Source organism: Cupriavidus sp. FW305-27 (genome assembly GCF_058787995.1).
Genome location: NZ_JBYTAG010000062.1, coordinates 1 through 16,840, shown reverse-complemented (window position 1 = coordinate 16,840; position 16,840 = coordinate 1). Strand labels below are relative to the sequence as shown.

The 16,840-nt window shown below is 68.4% G+C and carries 18 protein-coding genes; 11 read left to right on the top strand and 7 right to left on the bottom strand.

Features of this window, described 5'->3' with window-relative positions; translation table 11 throughout:
• The first annotated feature begins 67 nt into the window (after positions 1–67).
• Positions 68–733 carry an adenylate kinase gene (gene adk, locus AC3WRI_RS25410; protein WP_010812253.1) on the top strand — a complete coding sequence of 222 codons (666 nt, stop codon included), beginning with the start codon at positions 68–70 and terminating at the stop codon, positions 731–733.
• A gap of 216 nt (positions 734–949) precedes the next feature.
• On the top strand, positions 950–1,708 hold the full coding sequence (locus AC3WRI_RS25405) for a 3-hydroxyacyl-CoA dehydrogenase (RefSeq protein ID WP_011614598.1): 759 nt from the start codon (positions 950–952) through the stop codon (positions 1,706–1,708).
• 18 nt (positions 1,709–1,726) lie between these two features.
• Here AC3WRI_RS25405 and AC3WRI_RS25400 read toward each other — a convergent pair whose 3' ends face one another.
• Positions 1,727–2,539: an MmyB family transcriptional regulator gene (locus AC3WRI_RS25400; RefSeq protein WP_010812251.1), complete on the bottom strand. Its 813-nt coding sequence runs from the start codon at positions 2,537–2,539 to the stop codon at positions 1,727–1,729.
• Between the two features lie 155 nt (positions 2,540–2,694).
• Here AC3WRI_RS25400 and AC3WRI_RS25395 point away from each other — a divergent pair, with 155 nt between their 5' ends.
• Positions 2,695–3,474 carry a class I SAM-dependent methyltransferase gene (locus tag AC3WRI_RS25395; protein ID WP_010812250.1) on the top strand — a complete coding sequence of 260 codons (780 nt, stop codon included), beginning with the start codon at positions 2,695–2,697 and terminating at the stop codon, positions 3,472–3,474.
• A gap of 15 nt (positions 3,475–3,489) precedes the next feature.
• Here the strand turns inward: AC3WRI_RS25395 and AC3WRI_RS25390 are convergent, their stop codons facing one another.
• The gene (locus AC3WRI_RS25390) at positions 3,490–4,407 is read right to left on the bottom strand and encodes a LysR family transcriptional regulator (RefSeq protein WP_010812249.1); all 918 of its coding nucleotides are present in this window, start codon (positions 4,405–4,407) and stop codon (positions 3,490–3,492) included.
• Positions 4,408–4,510: 103 nt separating this feature from the next.
• Between AC3WRI_RS25390 and AC3WRI_RS25385 the strand changes: the two genes are divergently transcribed.
• Positions 4,511–5,536, top strand: coding sequence for a bile acid:sodium symporter family protein (locus tag AC3WRI_RS25385; protein ID WP_010812248.1), 1,026 nt, complete (start codon positions 4,511–4,513; stop codon positions 5,534–5,536).
• A 57-nt stretch (positions 5,537–5,593) separates the two neighbouring features.
• On the opposite strand, the gene AC3WRI_RS25380 is transcribed toward AC3WRI_RS25385, so the two are convergent.
• Positions 5,594–7,096 carry an N-acetylmuramoyl-L-alanine amidase gene (locus AC3WRI_RS25380; RefSeq protein ID WP_010812247.1) on the bottom strand — a complete coding sequence of 501 codons (1,503 nt, stop codon included), beginning with the start codon at positions 7,094–7,096 and terminating at the stop codon, positions 5,594–5,596.
• Positions 7,090–7,602 carry a tRNA (adenosine(37)-N6)-threonylcarbamoyltransferase complex ATPase subunit type 1 TsaE gene (gene tsaE, locus AC3WRI_RS25375; protein WP_010812246.1) on the bottom strand — a complete coding sequence of 171 codons (513 nt, stop codon included), beginning with the start codon at positions 7,600–7,602 and terminating at the stop codon, positions 7,090–7,092. Before tsaE ends, AC3WRI_RS25380 begins: the two co-directional genes overlap by 7 nt.
• A 16-nt stretch (positions 7,603–7,618) precedes the next feature.
• Between tsaE and queG the strand changes: the two genes are divergently transcribed.
• Positions 7,619–8,824 carry a tRNA epoxyqueuosine(34) reductase QueG gene (gene queG / locus AC3WRI_RS25370; protein ID WP_492294292.1) on the top strand — a complete coding sequence of 402 codons (1,206 nt, stop codon included), beginning with the start codon at positions 7,619–7,621 and terminating at the stop codon, positions 8,822–8,824.
• Here queG and AC3WRI_RS25365 read toward each other — a convergent pair.
• Entirely contained in the window at positions 8,821–9,714 is an 894-nt protein-coding gene (locus AC3WRI_RS25365) for an AEC family transporter (RefSeq protein WP_010812244.1), read from the bottom strand. The two genes, queG and AC3WRI_RS25365, sit on opposite strands and share 4 nt — an antisense overlap.
• Positions 9,715–9,901: 187 nt before the next feature.
• Here AC3WRI_RS25365 and AC3WRI_RS25360 point away from each other — a divergent pair, with 187 nt between their 5' ends.
• The 6 genes from AC3WRI_RS25360 to plsY all read left to right on the top strand — a co-directional run bounded on the left by AC3WRI_RS25360 (position 9,902) and on the right by plsY (position 14,400).
• A complete protein-coding gene (locus tag AC3WRI_RS25360) occupies positions 9,902–10,573 on the top strand; it encodes a chalcone isomerase family protein (RefSeq protein WP_234788248.1) in 672 nt (223 codons plus the stop codon).
• A gap of 103 nt (positions 10,574–10,676) precedes the next feature.
• The gene (locus AC3WRI_RS25355) at positions 10,677–11,645 is read left to right on the top strand and encodes a tripartite tricarboxylate transporter substrate binding protein BugE (protein ID WP_010812242.1); all 969 of its coding nucleotides are present in this window, start codon (positions 10,677–10,679) and stop codon (positions 11,643–11,645) included.
• Between the two features lie 106 nt (positions 11,646–11,751).
• Positions 11,752–12,231 (top strand): methylated-DNA--[protein]-cysteine S-methyltransferase, encoded by a 480-nt coding sequence (locus AC3WRI_RS25350; protein ID WP_492294291.1) that lies wholly within the window; start codon positions 11,752–11,754, stop codon positions 12,229–12,231.
• Complete coding sequence (gene xerD / locus AC3WRI_RS25345) at positions 12,228–13,166, top strand: site-specific tyrosine recombinase XerD (protein WP_010812240.1); 939 nt, start codon at positions 12,228–12,230, stop codon at positions 13,164–13,166. The genes AC3WRI_RS25350 and xerD overlap by 4 nt, the downstream gene beginning before the upstream one ends.
• 23 nt (positions 13,167–13,189) lie before the next feature.
• The gene (locus tag AC3WRI_RS25340) at positions 13,190–13,681 is read left to right on the top strand and encodes an aminoacyl-tRNA deacylase (protein WP_058698355.1); all 492 of its coding nucleotides are present in this window, start codon (positions 13,190–13,192) and stop codon (positions 13,679–13,681) included.
• 110 nt (positions 13,682–13,791) lie between these two features.
• Entirely contained in the window at positions 13,792–14,400 is a 609-nt protein-coding gene (plsY, locus tag AC3WRI_RS25335; protein ID WP_058698356.1) for a glycerol-3-phosphate 1-O-acyltransferase PlsY, read from the top strand.
• Positions 14,401–14,429: 29 nt separating this feature from the next.
• Here plsY and AC3WRI_RS25330 read toward each other — a convergent pair whose 3' ends face one another.
• Positions 14,430–15,701: an ATP-binding protein gene (locus tag AC3WRI_RS25330; RefSeq protein WP_010812237.1), complete on the bottom strand. Its 1,272-nt coding sequence runs from the start codon at positions 15,699–15,701 to the stop codon at positions 14,430–14,432.
• A gap of 52 nt (positions 15,702–15,753) precedes the next feature.
• Positions 15,754–16,497 (bottom strand): response regulator, encoded by a 744-nt coding sequence (locus AC3WRI_RS25325; RefSeq protein WP_011614591.1) that lies wholly within the window; start codon positions 16,495–16,497, stop codon positions 15,754–15,756.
• Positions 16,498–16,840 lie beyond the last annotated feature (343 nt).

The window sequence follows — 16,840 nt, the reverse complement described above, 5'->3', positions numbered from 1 at the left end:
TCAAGTTACGGCGTTACCCTCCTTCTGATCTCCCGCCATACAGATTAAAAACTCTGAGGACCCGTAAATGCGTTTGATCCTGTTGGGTGCGCCCGGCGCCGGCAAAGGCACGCAAGCCAAGTTCATCTGCGAGAAGTTCGGCATTCCGCAAATCTCCACGGGCGACATGCTGCGCGCCGCGGTAAAGGCCGGCACCCCGCTGGGCGTAGAAGCCAAGAAGGTCATGGACGCGGGCGGACTGGTGTCGGACGACATCATCATCGGCCTGGTGAAAGACCGCCTCAAGGAAGACGACTGCAAGAACGGCTACCTGTTCGACGGCTTCCCGCGCACCATTCCGCAGGCCGAGGCGATGAAGGAAGCGGGCGTGGCAATCGACTACGTGCTGGAAATCGACGTGCCGTTCGACGCCATCATCGAGCGCATGAGCGGCCGCCGCGTGCACGTGGCCTCGGGCCGCACCTACCACGTCAAGTACAACCCGCCCAAGACCGAGGGCGTGGACGACGAGACCGGCGAGGCGCTGATCCAGCGTGACGATGACAAGGAAGAGACGGTCAAGAAGCGTCTTGATGTCTATTCGCAGCAGACACGTCCGCTGGTGGATTACTACTCGGAGTGGGCTGCCAAGGGAGATGCCTCGGCCAAGGTGGCGCCGCCTCAGTATCGGAAGATCCTGGGGGTGGGTAATGTCGATGAGATTACTGCGCGGGTGTTTGAGGCGTTGAAGTAATCGTTTCGACTGCTCAGTTTTATGCGTCATGAAAGCGGCCTTTGGGCCGCTTTTGTTTTGGCGATTGAATGGGGTCGCGCCTGGCAGGGATGGTTTCTGGCTTGGCGCCTAGCAAACCCACCCCTTGCACATCCCCCACCACCCCGTAAAATACCGCCAACGAATTGACGTTTACGTAAACGGCAACAAATACCCAATCCAAGGAGACAAGCCCAAATGCAAATCCAAGGCAACGTATTCATCGTCACCGGCGGCGCCTCGGGCCTGGGTGCAGGCACCGCCCGCATGCTGGCCGAAGCCGGCGCCAGGGTCGTGATCGCCGACCTGAACGAGTCCGCCGGCCAGGCACTGGCAACTGAACTGGGCGGCCAGTTCGTCCGCTGTGACGTCACCTCCGAAGCCGACGGCCAGGCCGTGGTAGCGGCCGCCCAGGCACTGGGCCGGCTCTCCGGCATCGTCAACTGCGCCGGCATCGCCACCGCCAACAAGACCGTCGGCAAGAACGGCCCGCATCCGCTGGAAGCCTTCGACAAGACCATCCGCATCAACCTGGTCGGCACCTTCAACATGATCCGCCTGGCCGCCGCGGCCATGGTGCAAAACACCCCCGACAGCGAAGGCGAGCGCGGCGTGATTATCAATACTGCCTCGGTGGCGGCCTTTGACGGCCAGATCGGACAGGCCGCCTATGCCGCATCCAAGGGCGGCGTGGTGGCGATGACGCTGGCGATCGCGCGCGACCTGTCGCGCGACGGCGTGCGCTGCATGACCATCGCCCCCGGCATCTTCGAAACGCCGATGCTGCTGGGCATGCCGCAGGAAGTGCAGGACGCGCTCGGCAGGATGGTGCCGTTCCCGCCGCGCCTGGGCCGCCCGGCTGAATACGCCAAGCTGGCCCGCTCGATCATCGAGAACACCATGCTCAATGGCGAAGTAATCCGCCTGGACGGCGCGATCCGGATGCAGCCCAAGTAAAGCCCCGGCGCTGCCCGCTCAGCCGGGCAGCAGCATTACCAGCATCAAACCGGGCGCCGCCGCCGGCACCAGCGTCAGCTGCTCGAACTGCAGCGCGCCCTGCTGCGGATGGTGAAAGCCGCGGCGGCCGCCCTCGCGGTCTTCCACGTCCTGCGACAACCAGGCATCGCGGAAGGCCGCGCTCTCAGCCATCAGCCCCTCGATCAACGTACGCGTCGGCGCCTCGTCCGCATGGCGGATGCTGTGCGCGCGGAATTCCGCCACCAGCCGTGCCGCGCGGTGCGGCCAGTCTTCCACCAGCGCCATCAGCCCCGGCGACACGAACATCGCGCGCAGCAGGTTGCGCTCGGCGCTGGCGGCATCGAGCCAGCCGATAAACAGGTCCGCGGCGGCGTCGTTCCAGGCCAGCGCGGTCCATTGCCGGTCGAGCAGGTAGGCCGGCCCGCCGATGGCATGCACGCTGGCCAGCACCACCGGCGGCACGGTTTCGTCCGCGGCCTGCTGCGGGTCGCGGCGGCCCGCCAGTTCGAACAGGTAGGCGCGCTCGGCGCGCGACAGCCGCAGCGCGGCAGCCAGGCTGGCCAGCGCGCGTGCCGACAGCGATACCGGCCGCCCCTGCTCCAGCCACGTCACCCAGGTCGCGCTCAAGCCCGCCAGTTGAGCGACTTCCTCGCGGCGCAGGCCGGGGGTGCGGCGGCGCCGGCCCGGTGCGAGCCCGACATCGGCCGGCGCCAGCCGTTCACGGTGCGCACGCAGGAAAGCGCCCAGCACGGATTCGCGCGACGATGGCGATGCAGACGGGACAACAGCGGGATCGGCAGACAAGGGCATGACAGGCTGGTGCCGCTTATACCAGGATAAATCGGTAACTTGTACCGGGAAAACTGCCCGCCTACAGTATGCCGAACCCGCCTCGCGGGCAAGTCCCCTCCCCCAACAAAGAAGGCCGCCCGCCGATCTGGGCGTGGCCCAAGGAGCCCAGCACCATGCAACAGCAGGAACTCGTCGCCGCCCAGTTCGGCGCCACCGCCAGCGCCTACCTCACCAGCGCCGTCCACGCCAGCGGCGCGGACCTGCAGCAACTGAAAGACGAACTGGCCGCGCTGATCCCCGCAGCCAGCCGCCCGCGCAGCCGCGTGCTGGACCTGGGCTGCGGCGCGGGCCATGCCAGCTTCGCCGCGGCAGCGATTGCGGGCGAAGTGACGGCTTACGATCTGTCGGCGGACATGCTGGCCGTGGTCGAGGCCGCGGCGCGCGAGCGCGGGCTGGCCAATATCCGCACGCGCCAGGGCGCTGCCGAGCAGCTGCCGTTCGACGATGCCAGCTTCTGCGCGGTGGTCTCGCGCATGAGCGCGCACCACTGGCGCGACGTCCCGTCGGCACTGGCCGAGATCCGGCGGGTGCTCAAGCCCGGCGGCAAAGTGGTGCTGATCGATATTGCCGGTGCGCCGGATCCGCTGCGCGATACCTGGCTGCAATCGGTGGAACTGCTGCGCGATCCCTCGCACGTGCGCGATTACACGCCGGCGGGGTGGCAGTCGATGTTCGAGGCGGCAGGCTTTGGCGCCGATGGCATCGCCGTATCGGACATCTGGCGCATCGGCATCGAGTTCGACAGCTGGGTCAGGCGCATGCGCACCGCGCCGGTGGCCGTGGAGGCCATCCGCCACCTGTGGCAGATGGCGCCTGCGGAAGTGCGCGCGCACTATCGCGTACAGGCCGACGGCAGCTTTGAACTGGAAGCGGTGATGGTCACCGCGCGTTGACAGAGTGTGACCGGGTCAGGCCGCGGCGCTCATTGCGGGAGCCTCGGCGCGCACGGTCAGGCGGCGCACCAGGTCCCACACCGCCGCCGCGGCCGGCGACAGTGAACGGTCCTCGCGCCGGACCATGACGATGCTGCGCTCCTCGCACGGCACCAGCGGGCGCCACACCAGCGGCGACGCCGCCGGCAGCGGCAGCGAGAACGACGGCAGCACCGATGCGCCGATGCCGGCCTCGACCATGCCGAACACGCTCGCCGAGTGGCCCAGCTCCTGCACCACCAGCGGCACCACGCCATGCCGGCCGAACACGCGGTCGATCAGCGGCCGGCTGCCGGAGGCAAAGTCCAGCAGCACCAGTTGCATTCCATGCAGCGCCGCCCATGGCACCGAAGGCGACTGCGCCAGCGGATGGTCGCGCCGGCAGACAAAGCAGAACGGGTCGGTCGCCACCGGCTCCACCACCAGCCCGTCGCGCACCAGCGGATCGATCAGCACGCCAAAGTCCACGGCGCCGGCGCGCACCTGCTCCAGGCCGTCGGCCTGCACGTTGTCACGCACGGTCAGGCGGATCTCGGGGTACTGGGCGGCGCAGGCGGCCACGTACAGCGGCATCAGCCGGGCCGAGATCGTCGGCGCACCAGCTATCACTACGCGACCGCGATAGCGTTCACCAAGCTGGCGCGTCTCTTCCAGCGTGTCGTCGAGCTGCCCGAGCAGCCGCTCCAGCGCTGGCGCCAGCGCGTGGCCGGCCTCGGTCAGCACCACCTCGCGCGTGGTGCGGTCCAGCAGGCGCACGCCAAGTGCCTCTTCCAGCTCAGCCACGCCGCGGCTGACCGCAGGCTGGGTCAGGCCGACCACATCGGCGGCCCGGCTGAAGCCGCCGGTATTGGCCACGGCCAGGAAGACGCGCAACTGGCGCAGTGTGTAATTCATGCAACGGCCGGATAAATAGATTCTATAAATGAATTTGCATTCTAGACTTGGCTGGCGTCCAATACTAGGCAAAACCCTAACATCGCAGGATCCACCCGCAGTCATGTCTCGCATTGTCCGCAAGCTCAAGAAACTCTATGACCTGATCGACGGCTTCGTTCTCGTCATGTTGACGGCCATCGCCATTGCGCTGGCCGCCCCTGAAATCGGCGCCGGCGACGGCCCGCTGCACCTGGGCGTGGTGACCAGCCTGGGCGTGGCGCTGGTGTTCTTCCTGCACGGCGCGGCGCTCTCGCGCGACAAGCTGGTGTCGGGTGCCAAGCACTGGCGCCTGCATGTGTTCGTGCAGACCTTCACCTACGTGGTGTTCCCGGTGGTGGGCGTGCTGCTGATGCTGTCGCTGCGCAATACGCTGCCGCCGGACCTGCTGCTGGGCGTGTTCTTCCTGTGCGCGCTGCCGTCGACGGTATCGTCGTCGGTGGCCATGACCTCGATGGCGCGCGGCAATGTGTCCGGAGCGATCTTCAACGCCACCATCTCGGGCCTGATCGGCATGCTGGTCACGCCGCTGCTGATGGGGCTGGTGATCAGCGCCAGCGGCGCCTCGATGCCGCTGGGCAAGGCGCTCACCGGCGTGGCGCTGCAACTGCTGCTGCCGTTCGCGCTGGGGCAGATGCTGCGTCCGCTGATCGGCAGCTGGCTGGCGAAAAAGAAGCACATCACCAACAAGATCGACCGCGGCGTGATCGTGCTGATCGTCTATTCCTCATTCTGCGATGCCACCGCCCAGGGCCTGTGGCACCAGTACCAGTGGCAGACCATCGGCGCAGTGATGCTGATCGCCGCGGTGCTGCTGTTCGTGGTGCTGGGCTTTACCACGCTGACCGCGCGCCGCCTTGGCTTCTCTGTCGAGGACGAGATCACGGCGGTGTTCTGCGGCTCCAAGAAGAGCCTGGCCAACGGCATCCCGATGGCCAAGATCCTGTTTGCCGGCCATCCGGCGCTGGGCCTGCTGGTGCTGCCGCTGATGGTCTATCACCAGCTGCAGCTGATCGTGTGCTCGGTGATCGCGTCGCGCTATGCCGACCGCGATGCCTTGCAGGAGGACCAGGCCGCGGCGCGGGCCTGAGGCACGCAGCCATGAAAAAGCCGGGGCATGCCCCGGTTTTTTTTGTGCCCGCCAGACTCACACTGACGGATTCTTCGACAGCGGCGGATTGCGCGCGAAGTACGACCGGATCCCCTTCAGGATGGCATTGGCCAGCTGCTCCTGGTGCGCGTTATCGTTGAGCTTGCGCTCTTCTTCCGGATTGCTGATAAAGGCCGTCTCGATCAGGATCGACGGGATATCCGGCGCCTTCAGCACCGCAAACCCGGCCTGCTCGACGCTGCCCTTGTGCAGCTTGTTGATGCCGCCGATCTCGCCCAGCACGGCCTTGCCGACCTGCAGGCTGTCATTGATCTGCGCGGTGGTGGACAGGTCCAGCAGCACGCGCGCCACCTGCGCATCCTTGTTGCCCATGTTGGCGCCGCCGATCAGGTCGGAAGCGTTTTCCTTGTTGGCCAGCCAGCGAGCCGCGGTACTGGAGGCGCCGCGCTCGGACAGCGCGAACACTGACGCGCCGCGTGCCTCGGGCGACAGGAAGGCATCGGCGTGGATCGATACGAACAGGTCGGCCTGCACCCGGCGCGCCTTCTGCACGCGCACGTTCAGCGGCACGAAGAAGTCGGCGTCGCGCGTCATCATCGCGCGCATATTGGGCTGGGCATCGATCTTGGCGCGCAGGCGGTGCGCGATCTGCAGCACCACGTCTTTCTCGCGCGAGCCGGCGGCGCCGATCGCGCCCGGGTCTTCGCCGCCATGGCCGGGATCGATCGCCACGGTCAGCAGGCGGCGCATCTTGAAGGGCCGTTCGGCGGTGGGATTGTCGCGTGCGACCGGCGGCACCACCGGGGCATTGGGGCTCGGCACCGGCGGTGCCGACGGCCTGGGCCGGGCCGAGGCCACCGGCGGCGGCAGCGGCGCGGTGGTGGGCGGCACCTCGCCCTTCTCGTCGAAGCGGCGCACCAGCGCGCCGATCGCATCTTCCTCGGCACCGGCCGGCGCGCCGGCGATGCCATCGTTGCCCGGCGCCGGGTCCGAGGTGGCGAAGCGGCGCTGCTTTTCCTCGGTGTCGCGCACCAGCTTCCACAGCGGATCGGGCGGATTGACCGGGTACAGGTCGAACACCAGGCGGTTGCGGTAGCTGCCGATCGGCGCCAGCGTGAACACCTGCGGCGCCACGTTTTCCTTCAGGTCGAACACCATGCGGACCACGCGCGGGCGGTTCTGGCCGACGCGCACGGTCTGGATATAGGGGTCGTTCGGGGTGATCTTGGCCACCAGCTCGCGCAGCGTGGGCGACAGGTCCAGGCCGTCGATGTCCACCACCAGCCGGTCGGGGTCGCGGATCATCTGGTGCACGGCGGCCAGCGGGGAATCGGATTCGATGGTGACGCGGGTGTAGTCCTCGGCCGGCCACACGCGCACCGCGACGATGCCGGCGCCAAACGCGATCTGCGGGCCGGCCAGGGTCAGCACGGCCGTGCCCGCGCCCAGCTTCAGTGCCTGCGCCATCCATTTGCGGCGCGCCTGCAGCAGGCCGTCGGGTCCATCGGGGCGGTCGGTGGCAAGTCGCTTGATCAGCATGCGTTCAGCAGGGTAAGTCCAGTGTGAGTATAGGCGCGCATCGTCGCGATCCGCCGCTCGCCGGCATCATCCGCCCCGGCCATGTCCGATTGGAGCAACATATGGAGATCCGGTTCCCCGAGCAGGCGGCCGGCCTTTTCCGGCCACTCGACCAGGTTGAAGGCCGGTTCGGCGAAGCAGTCGCGAAAACCCGCGTCGATCCACTCTTCGGGATCGGCAAAGCGGTACAGGTCGAAGTGGTAGACAGTCAGCGGCGAGCCGTCGGCGCGGGCCACCTCGTAGGGCTCGCACAGCGTGTAGGTGGGGCTGCGGACCTTGCCCGCATGGCCGAGCGCGCGCAGGATCGTGCGCGTCAGCGTGGTCTTGCCGGCGCCCAGGTCGCCGGACAGCTGCACATGCACCGTGCGCGGCGGCATGGCCTGCACGGCGGCGGCCAGCGCGGCGCCCAGGCGCGCGGTGGCGGCTTCGTCGGGCAGCGTCAGGGTGCGTTCTTCGAGCAAGGGCATTGCGTACAATTCAGGGATGATCGACCGAGTCGCCCCAGGGCAGGCAGATGCGCCACCTACCCCCGTTCCCGGCACCGCCGCCCACCTGGCCGCGGGCCCCGGGGAACTTGCGGCACTGGCCGCGTCGATCCGCGCATGGGGCGCGGAACTGGGCTTTGCCTCGGTGCGCATCGCCGATGTCGACCTCAGTCATGCCGAGCCGGGGCTGATGGCGTGGCTGGCGCAGGGCTACCACGGCGACATGGATTATATGGCGAACCACGGCCTGCGGCGCGCCCGGCCGGCCGAACTGGTGCCCGGCACCGTGCGCGCGATCGTGGCGCGGATGCCGTACCTTCCGGCTGCCGGCGCGCAGGCCGGCGCCACCGACTGGCGCCGGCACGAGCTGGCGCGGCTGGACGATCCGGCCACGGCGGTGGTGTCGCTGTATGCGCGCGGCCGCGATTATCACAAGGTGCTGCGCAGCCGTTTGCAGCAGCTGGCCAGCCGGATCGAGGCCGAAATCGGAAAATTCGGCTACCGCGTCTTTACCGATTCCGCACCCGTCATGGAAGTGGCGCTGGCCAGCCAGGGCGGGCTCGGCTGGCGCGGCAAGCATACGCTGCTGCTGGACCGCGACGGCGGCTCGACGTTCTTCCTGGGCGAGATCCTGGTCGACATCCCGCTGCCGGCCGACGCCCCCGAGTCCGGCCACTGCGGCAACTGCCACCGCTGCCTGGACATCTGCCCCACGCGCGCCATCGTGGCGCCGTACCGGCTGGACGCGCGCCGCTGCATCTCCTACCTGACCATCGAGCACAAGGGCCCGATTCCGGTGGAGTTCCGCGCGCCCATGGGCAACCGCGTCTACGGCTGCGACGACTGCCAGCTGGCCTGCCCGTGGAACAAGTTCGCGCATGTGGCCATGGTGCCGGACTTCGACGTGCGCAACGGGCTCGACGCGCCCGACATGGTGGCGCTGTTCCAGTGGACCGAAGCGGAATTCAACCAGCGGCTCGAAGGCAGCCCGATCCGCCGCATCGGCCATGAGCGCTGGCTGCGCAACCTGGCTGTGGGGCTGGGCAACAGCCTGCGCGCGGCGCTGTCGGGCACGCGCGCCGAAGACGCGGCCCTGGCCGCGCGCATCCGCGCAGCACTGCTGGAGCGGCGCGAGAGCGCCACGCCGCTGGTGCGCGAGCATATCGACTGGGCCCTGGCCCAGGGCGGCCCGCCGCCGGACTAGCTGACCAGCGCCAGCCACAGCGGCGTGGTCACGATCGCCGCCACCGTCATCAGCGAAATCGTCGCCGCCACCATCGGCCCGTTGCCGCCCATGCGCACCGCCAGGATATACGCGCTGGAGGCCGTGGGCAGCGAGGCATACAGCACCACGATCTGGTACTGCAGCGCGGTCAGCGGCAGGTGCCGCCCCACCAGCCAGGCCACGCACGGCATCGCCAGCAGCTTGACCCCGGTCCACCAGGCCACCGGCCCCGCGGTACCGGTGGCACCGCTCATCTGCAGCCCGGCGCCCACCGTCATCAGCCCCAGCGCGGTCGAGGCCGAGCCCAGCCGGTTCAGCGTCATGCCCAGCACCTCGGGCGCATGCAGCCCCATCAGGTTGGTGAGCAGGCCGCCGGCAGTGGCCAGGATCAGCGGGTTGCGCGCCAGCTCTTTCCACAGCGCGGTCTGGCCGTGCCGCGCCAGCGCCCACACCGCCGCCACGTTGCACAGCGGCACCGTGCAGCCGACGATCACCGCCATCAGCGCCAGCCCCTCGGAGCCGCCCAGGCGCGAGGCCAGCGCCAGCCCGATATAGGAATTGAAGCGGAACGCGGTCTGCAGGCCCGAGGCAAAGCTCAGCGCATCCGGCCGCAACACCCATTTGACGGCGTAGCCGCCGGCCATGCCGGTGGCCATCACCAGCAGCGCCAGCCCCAGCATGGCCGAGGTCGACGAGAAATCCAGCACCGCGGTATTGGTCGACTGCAGCAGCAGCGCCGGGAACAGCACGAAGTAGACCAGGCGCTCCACCCCGCCCCAGAAGGCGCGGTCGAACGGGGTATACCGCACCAGCAGCCAGCCGATGAGGATCAGGCTGAAGTCCGGGACCAGCAGGAGAGCAGAAGACATTTATCGTTGTTTTGGTGGCGGTGGCATGACGCGGCAGCTGCCCTGCGGGCCGTCGCGCGGGATTGCGGCGGCGGTGGCGGGGGGTAGATAACGGCAAAAAACCGTAATGTGCGGACTAGGGCAGATACGGATAGGTATTTTTCCAGATTTAGGCCAGCATGGCATGCCAAGTTGTACGCCTGCCGCCATGTTGTCCCGCACCCGGTCCGCGCCGTCGCGCCCGGACACCCACCTCCGAGCCCCCTTCCGCCCTGGTCTGCACCCGGGCCGCTGCCTGCGCCTGGCCGCCGTGCTGGTGGCGCTGTGCGCCGCCACGGCCGCGGGCGCCGTACCGGTGCCGGCACGCTCGGTGGAAATCGAAGGGATACGTTTTGACGATGCGGCGCGCGTGGGCGGCAAGGAACTGCAGCTCAACGGCACCGCCCTGCGCGCGGGCTTCCTGGCCAAGGGCTACGTGGCCGCCCTGTACCTGCAGGAGAAAGCCCGCAACGCGGCCCTGGTGCTGGGCACGCCCGGCGCAAAGCGGCTACAGTTGCGCATGCTGCGCGAGACCGAACCGCCGGACGTCGTGCGCGCCATCCGCCAGGGTATCCGCAACAACCACAGCGAGCAGCAGATGCAGGGGCTGGTCACGCGGCTGGTACAGTTCGAGCGCACCCTGGGCGAGGTCGGCACCGCGCACAAGGGCGACGTGATCAACCTGGATTTTTCCCCGCAGACGGGGACCGTCATCGCCATCAACGGCACGCCTCGCGGCCGGCCGATCCCCGGCGAAGACTTCTACCAGGCCGTGCTGCGGGTCTTCCTGGGCGAGCGCCCGGTCGACGCCGAGGTCAAGCGCGGGCTGCTGGGCGGCTGACACAATTACGCTGCCGGCGCACGGCCCCACCTGTGGCACGGCGACGGCTTCTTTTCTTCCGGGCGGCACCCTGCCCGGATTTCCTGACGGGAGACATGATCTCATGCAAGCTGGCAAACTCGCACTGACCCTGGCCCTGGCCGCCGCCGCCACCGCGGCGCAGGCCCAGAGCTACCCCACCAAGCCGATCCGACTGATCATTCCGTTCGCACCCGGCGGCACCACCGACATCGTCGGCCGCGGCGCCGCGGACCAGATGAGCCGCATCCTGGGCCAGCCCGTGGTGGTGGAGAACCGCGCCGGCGGGGGCGGTTCGATCGGTGCCGACGCGATCGCCAAGGCCGCGCCGGACGGCTACACCATCGGCATCTCCACGGTCTCGACCATGGCGGTGAACCCGGCCTGCAACCCCAAGCTGTCGTACGACCCGATCAAGGACTTCAAGCCCATCACCAACCTGGCCAACGTGGCCAACGTGATCGCCGTGAACCCGAGCTTCCCGGCCAAGGACTACAAGGAGTTCCTGGCCGTGCTGAAGGCCAACCCGGGCAAGTATTCGTACGCCTCGTCGGGCACCTGCGGCTTCGGCCACATGCTGGGCGAGCAGTTCAAGGTCTCGACCAAGACCTTCATGGTCCATATCCCGTACCGCGGCGCGGGCCCGGCGCTGAACGACGTGCTGGCCGGCCAGGTGCCGATCATGGTGGACAACCTGCCCTCTTCGATCCCCTACATCAAGGCCGGCAAGCTGCGCCCGATCGTGGTGGCCTGGAACAAGCGCCTGGAATCCATGCCCAACGTGCCGACCTTCGGCGAAATGGGCCTGAAGGAGCCGAACGACCCGGCCTGGTACGGCCTGGTGGCGCCGGCCGGCACGCCTGACGACGTCATCAAGAAGCTCAACGAGGCCGCCGTCAAGGCCCTGCAGGACAAGGACTTCCAGCAGCGCCTGCGCACCGCCGGCGCCGAGCCGTCGGGCAACACGCCGGCGCAGCATGCGGCCGAGATCAAGAAGGAATTCGACAAGATGAAGAATCTTGTGAAGGTGCAGAACATCAAGCTGGAGCAATGATCCGGCCGGTGTGACGCCACCCGCAAAGGGCCGCCGCGAGGCGGCCCTTTTTTCTTGCCCGCGCCAAAAAGCACTAAAATCCAGCATTCGCCCCAGCCTGACCGCCATGCCCGCCACCTATGACGCCATCCTCCCCGCCCCCTTCGGCAAGATCGGGGTGCGCACGGACGGCGCGCGCATCCGGGCCATCGTGTACCTTCCCGGGCACGTCGAGGCGCGCGCCCCGGCGGACGCGCTGACGCAACAGCTCGCGGCGCAACTGGAGGCCTACTACGCCAACCCCGACGCCGCCTTCGACCTGCCGCTGGCCCCGGCCGGCAGCGACTTCCAGCAGCGCGTGTGGCAGGCCATCAGCGCGGTGCCGCGCGGCGCGGTGACCACTTATGGCACCCTCGCCGAGGCCATCGGCGCGATGCCGCGCGCGGTGGGCCAGGCCTGCGGGCAGAACCCGTTCCCGATCGTGATCCCCTGCCATCGCGTAGTCTCGGCGCGCGGCATCGGCGGGTTCTCGCACCATGCCGAAGACGGCTTCTACCTCGACGTCAAACGCTGGCTGCTGCGCCATGAGGGCGCCATGCTGATATGAGCGGCGCCGCCCAGGCACCTGACATCGCCGCCGCGCCCAGCGACGCCGACGTGGCACTGGTCAGCCGCTTCTGCGACGCGCTGTGGCTGGAAGACGGCCTCTCGCGCAATACCATCGATGCCTACCGGCGCGACCTGACGCTGCTGGCGCGCTGGTTGCAGCATGAGCACCGCGGCGAGTTGCCGGGCGCGGACGACGGCGCGCTGTCGGCCTACTTCAACGCACGTCACACGCAGAGCCGCGCCTCGTCGGCCAACCGTCGCCTGGCGGTGTTCCGCCGCTTCTACCAGTGGGCGCTGCGCGAACACCTGGTCGAAGCCGACCCCTGCCTGCTGCTGCGCCCCGCCAAGCAGCCGCCGCGCTACCCCAAGACCCTGACCGAGTCCCAGGTCGACGCGCTGCTCGAAGCGCCCGACACCGACACGCCGCTGGGGCTGCGCGACCGCACCATGCTGGAACTGATGTACGCCAGCGGGCTGCGCGTGTCGGAGCTCACGCAGATGAAGACCATCGAGATCGGCCTGAACGAAGGCGTGGCGCGCGTGGTCGGCGGCAAGGGCGACAAGGAGCGGCTGGTGCCGTTCGGCCAGCAGGCCGGCGACTGGCTGCGCCGCTACCTGGCCAGTGCGCGCCCCGCGCTGCTGGCCGGGCGCGCCTGCGACGCGCTCTTTGTCACGCAGCGCGGCGAAGGCATGACGCGGCAGGCGTTCTGGCACCTGATCAAGCGCCATGCGCGCGATGCCGGCGTGCACGCGCCGCTGTCGCCGCACACGCTGCGGCACGCCTTTGCCACGCACCTGCTCAACCACGGCGCCGACCTGCGCGTGGTGCAGCTGCTGCTGGGCCACGCCGATATTTCCACCACCCAGATCTATACGCACGTCGCCCGCGAACGCCTGCGCGAGCTGCACCAGCAGCACCATCCGCGCGGCTGAGCAAGCGGGCGGCGACCACTGTCATGAGCAAGACCAGGCACGTATCAGAAACCCCCGCGACGCAGTACCTGCGCAAGCATGGCGTCGCCTTCGGCGAGCATCCGTATAACTATGTCGAGCACGGCGGCACCGGCGAATCGGCGCGCCAGCTGGGCGTTCCCGAGCACGACGTGATCAAGACCCTGATCATGGAAGACGAGCGCGCGCAGCCGCTGGTGGTGCTGATGCACGGCGACTGCTCGGTCTCGACCAAGAACCTGGCGCGCCAGGCCGGCCGCAAGAGCGTGCAGCCGTGCAAGCCCGAGGTGGCGCAGCGCCACAGCGGCTACATGGTGGGCGGCACCTCGCCCTTCGGCACGCGCAAGCGCATGCCGGTCTACGTCGAATCGACCGTGCTGGAGCTGGCGCGCATCTATATCAACGGCGGGCGCCGCGGCTACCTTGTCAGCGTGGACCCGAAGCTGCTGCCCATGCTGGTGGACGCCCAGCCGGTGCAATGCGCACTGCCTGACTGAGTGCCCCCGCGCAAACCGAGGGCAGCCTCGATGCCAATCCGGGAAGTCACGGACGTAGCGAGGCCCCTGCCGCGCTACAATCGCGCCAGCCTGAAAACACCCCACTACACATGGCCAATCTGCTATTCGCCCTCGCCGCCTACCTGATCGGCTCCGTTTCCTTCGCTGTGGTCGTCAGCAAGCTGATGGGGCTGCCGGACCCGCACTCCTATGGCTCCGGCAATCCCGGTGCCACCAACGTGCTGCGCACCGGCAACAAGAAGGCCGCCATCCTGACGCTGATCGGCGATGCCCTGAAGGGCTGGCTGGCGGTATGGCTGGCCGCGCGCTTCGGGCCGGCCTACGGGCTCAACGAAACCGGCCTGGCCATGGTGGCGCTGGCGGTCTTCCTGGGGCACCTGTTCCCGGTGTACCACCGCTTCGCCGGCGGCAAGGGCGTGGCCACCGCGGCCGGCATCCTGCTCGCCATCGACCCGATCCTCGGCCTGGGCACGCTGGCCACGTGGCTGATCATCGCGTTCTTCTTCCGCTACTCGTCGCTGGCGGCACTGGTGGCGGCGATCTTCGCGCCGTTCTTTTATGTGCTGATGAACGGCGTGGATGTGATGACGGGGGCGATCTTCGTGATCAGCGTGCTGCTGATTGCGCGGCACCGGCAGAATATTGCCAAGCTGCTGGCCGGGAAGGAAAGCCGGATCGGGGAGAAAAAGAAGGTCTGAAAACGGCCTGAGGCAGCCCTGACGCCGGCTCAGGCCTCGGCTGCCCCGAACAGCATCTCCACCCGGAACCCGCCACCATCGGCATTCACCAGGTTCAGCTTCCCACCCGCCTGCCGCACCAGCCGGTCCACGATCGCCAGCCCCAGCCCGGAATGCGCATTGCCGCCCCGGGCCGGGTCCAGCCGCACAAAGGGCAGCGTGGCGCGTTCCTTGTCATCCTCGGGAATGCCGGCGCCCTGATCCTCCACCACCAGCAGGTAACCCTCCGGCGTGCGCGCGGTCGCGATGCATACCGGCGGCTTGCCATACGCGTAGGCGTTGTCGACCAGGTTGCCGACGATCCGGTCCAGCTGCGTGGCGATCATGCGGAAGCCCTCGCCCGCGCCCAGCGACAGCACCACCTGGCGCTCCTGCTCGGCCAGCGACGCGGCCAGCTCATTGACGCGCCGGTCCACCGGCACCGGGCGCGCGGTCGACTCGCTGGTCTGCGCGAAGCTCAGGAACTGCTCGACGATGGCCGACATGGACTCGACGTCGCGCGTCACCCCCGCGGCGGCCTTGGGATCGGCCAGCATCTCGGCGCGCAGGCGCAGCCGCGCCAGCGGTGTCTTCAGGTCATGCGCGATGCCGGCCAGCATGGTGTTGCGCTCCTGGTCGATGCGCGCCAGGTCGGCCACCATGCGGTTGAAACGCTCGATCAGCTGGCGCAGCTCATGCGGGCCGCGCTCGCGCAGCGGCGGCACGGCGTGCTGGCGCGACAGCAGCTCTGCCGCATTGGCCATGTCGCGCACCGGCCGCTGGATCTGCCAGGCGATCAGCACGGCAAAGACGATGGCCACGCCCACCACCAGCATCACGCCAGGCACCAGCCGGTTGTCAGGCGGCGGATTGTGGACCCAGAGGATCGGCATGGCGATCCAGCGGGCCCGGCTGGGCAGCTTGATCCAGATGCGCGGCGTGGTCTCGTCCTCCAGCCGGATCTCGGTGCCCTGCGGCAGCCTGCCGATGAACTGCTCGACCAGCCGGCGCGAGCGCCCGCCCTTGGGCACGACGGCATGCTCTTCGGCGTCGGCCGTGTTGGCTGTCTCAACCAGGCTGGGCAGCTTCGCCGGCGGACGCGCGTCGAGCGCGCGCTCGATGCTGTCGAGCTGGAACAGCATCTGCTCGACTGAATAGTCCACCTGCTGCTGGCGGCGGTCCATGCGCAGGATGGCCAGCCATGAGAAATGGCTGATCACAAGCACGGCGGCAATCAGCAGCGCAATGCGGCCGAACAGGGTGTCGATACGTCGCAACTTCATCGGAAAGCAGGCTCTGGTGGCATGCGGCGCCAGGGGGCGGGCGCCGCGGCCATTATTCGGGGAGTCCCGCGGACATCTCTTCCGCTTCGTCGGGCACGAAGGTATAGCCGCGCCCGCGCACGGTCTGGATATAGCGCGGGCGCTGCGCGTCTTCATCGAGCAGCCGGCGCAGGCGCCAGATCTGCACGTCGATACCGCGGTCGCTGATGCCGCTGGCGCTGCCGTACATCAGCTCGACGATGCGCTCGCGCGACAGCACTTCGAGCGGATGCATCAGCAGCAGCTTGAGCAGCGCGAACTCGGTATCGCTGATCGACAGCGTCTGGCCGGCACGGCCCAGCGTGCGCTGGCGGAAATTGACGCGGAACGGGCCGAAGGCGACCGATTCGCGGTCCTCGGGCGCGGCCGCGGGGCGTGCCAGCTTGCGGCGCAGCACGGCGTTGATGCGCGCCAGCAGCTCGCGCGGCGAGAACGGCTTGCCGAGGTAGTCGTCGGCGCCGATCTCGAGCCCGACGATGCGGTCGATCTCGTCGCTGCGGGCCGTGAGCAGGATTACGGGGATGTCGTCGTTCTTGGCGCGCAGGTTGCGCAGCGCGGTCAGGCCGTCGACCTTGGGCATCATCAGGTCCAGCACGATCAGCGCCGGGCGCTCGCGCTCCAGGCGCGCCTGCAGGCCGTCGCCGTCATGCATCACCGAGACGGCAAAGCCCTGCTGGGTCAGGTACTCGCGCAGCAGGTCGCGAAGTTCGGGATCGTCGTCGACGACGAGGATCTGGGTAGGCTGGTTCGTTCGCATAGGCACATGATAGTCAGCCCCGGCGCCACACATGCCGGTTTGGCCGGGCGGTTTTGTTTCCGGAGGTTACACCCGGGGCGCTGGTAATCCGCTGTAATAAAAGCGCCGGGCGCCGAAATACGGGCGTCCGGGCCCGCACATTATCCTTGCGGCATGACGTGCCACCGGCGCCGCCGCATTGCGCGCCACACGGCACTTGCCGGCCTGCCGGCCACCCGCGGCGTGCCCCTCCACGCGGCGGGCCGGCGCCCGTGGCGTTGCGGCATACTGCTGCATCGTCACTTGCCAGACCGAACATTGCAGGCGCGCCGCGCGCGCCGCCCCCAGGATTTGCGGCCATGTC

What these genes read in the sequence shown, in the direction of transcription:
- plsY (WP_058698356.1), top strand. Translation starts at nt 13,792, where the DNA reads ATGGCCAATCTGCTATTCGCCCTCGCCGCCTACCTGATCGGCTCCGTT.
- AC3WRI_RS25355 (WP_010812242.1), top strand. Translation starts at nt 10,677, where the DNA reads ATGCAAGCTGGCAAACTCGCACTGACCCTGGCCCTGGCCGCCGCCGCC.
- AC3WRI_RS25405 (WP_011614598.1), top strand. Translation starts at nt 950, where the DNA reads ATGCAAATCCAAGGCAACGTATTCATCGTCACCGGCGGCGCCTCGGGC.
- AC3WRI_RS25380 (WP_010812247.1), bottom strand. Translation starts at nt 7,096, where the DNA reads ATGCTGATCAAGCGACTTGCCACCGACCGCCCCGATGGACCCGACGGC.
- AC3WRI_RS25325 (WP_011614591.1), bottom strand. Translation starts at nt 16,497, where the DNA reads ATGCGAACGAACCAGCCTACCCAGATCCTCGTCGTCGACGACGATCCC.
- AC3WRI_RS25400 (WP_010812251.1), bottom strand. Translation starts at nt 2,539, where the DNA reads ATGCCCTTGTCTGCCGATCCCGCTGTTGTCCCGTCTGCATCGCCATCG.
- adk (WP_010812253.1), top strand. Translation starts at nt 68, where the DNA reads ATGCGTTTGATCCTGTTGGGTGCGCCCGGCGCCGGCAAAGGCACGCAA.
- AC3WRI_RS25340 (WP_058698355.1), top strand. Translation starts at nt 13,190, where the DNA reads ATGAGCAAGACCAGGCACGTATCAGAAACCCCCGCGACGCAGTACCTG.
- xerD (WP_010812240.1), top strand. Translation starts at nt 12,228, where the DNA reads ATGAGCGGCGCCGCCCAGGCACCTGACATCGCCGCCGCGCCCAGCGAC.
- AC3WRI_RS25395 (WP_010812250.1), top strand. Translation starts at nt 2,695, where the DNA reads ATGCAACAGCAGGAACTCGTCGCCGCCCAGTTCGGCGCCACCGCCAGC.
- queG (WP_492294292.1), top strand. Translation starts at nt 7,619, where the DNA reads ATGATCGACCGAGTCGCCCCAGGGCAGGCAGATGCGCCACCTACCCCC.
- AC3WRI_RS25350 (WP_492294291.1), top strand. Translation starts at nt 11,752, where the DNA reads ATGCCCGCCACCTATGACGCCATCCTCCCCGCCCCCTTCGGCAAGATC.
- tsaE (WP_010812246.1), bottom strand. Translation starts at nt 7,602, where the DNA reads ATGCCCTTGCTCGAAGAACGCACCCTGACGCTGCCCGACGAAGCCGCC.
- AC3WRI_RS25330 (WP_010812237.1), bottom strand. Translation starts at nt 15,701, where the DNA reads ATGAAGTTGCGACGTATCGACACCCTGTTCGGCCGCATTGCGCTGCTG.
- AC3WRI_RS25360 (WP_234788248.1), top strand. Translation starts at nt 9,902, where the DNA reads ATGTTGTCCCGCACCCGGTCCGCGCCGTCGCGCCCGGACACCCACCTC.
- AC3WRI_RS25390 (WP_010812249.1), bottom strand. Translation starts at nt 4,407, where the DNA reads ATGAATTACACACTGCGCCAGTTGCGCGTCTTCCTGGCCGTGGCCAAT.
- AC3WRI_RS25365 (WP_010812244.1), bottom strand. Translation starts at nt 9,714, where the DNA reads ATGTCTTCTGCTCTCCTGCTGGTCCCGGACTTCAGCCTGATCCTCATC.
- AC3WRI_RS25385 (WP_010812248.1), top strand. Translation starts at nt 4,511, where the DNA reads ATGTCTCGCATTGTCCGCAAGCTCAAGAAACTCTATGACCTGATCGAC.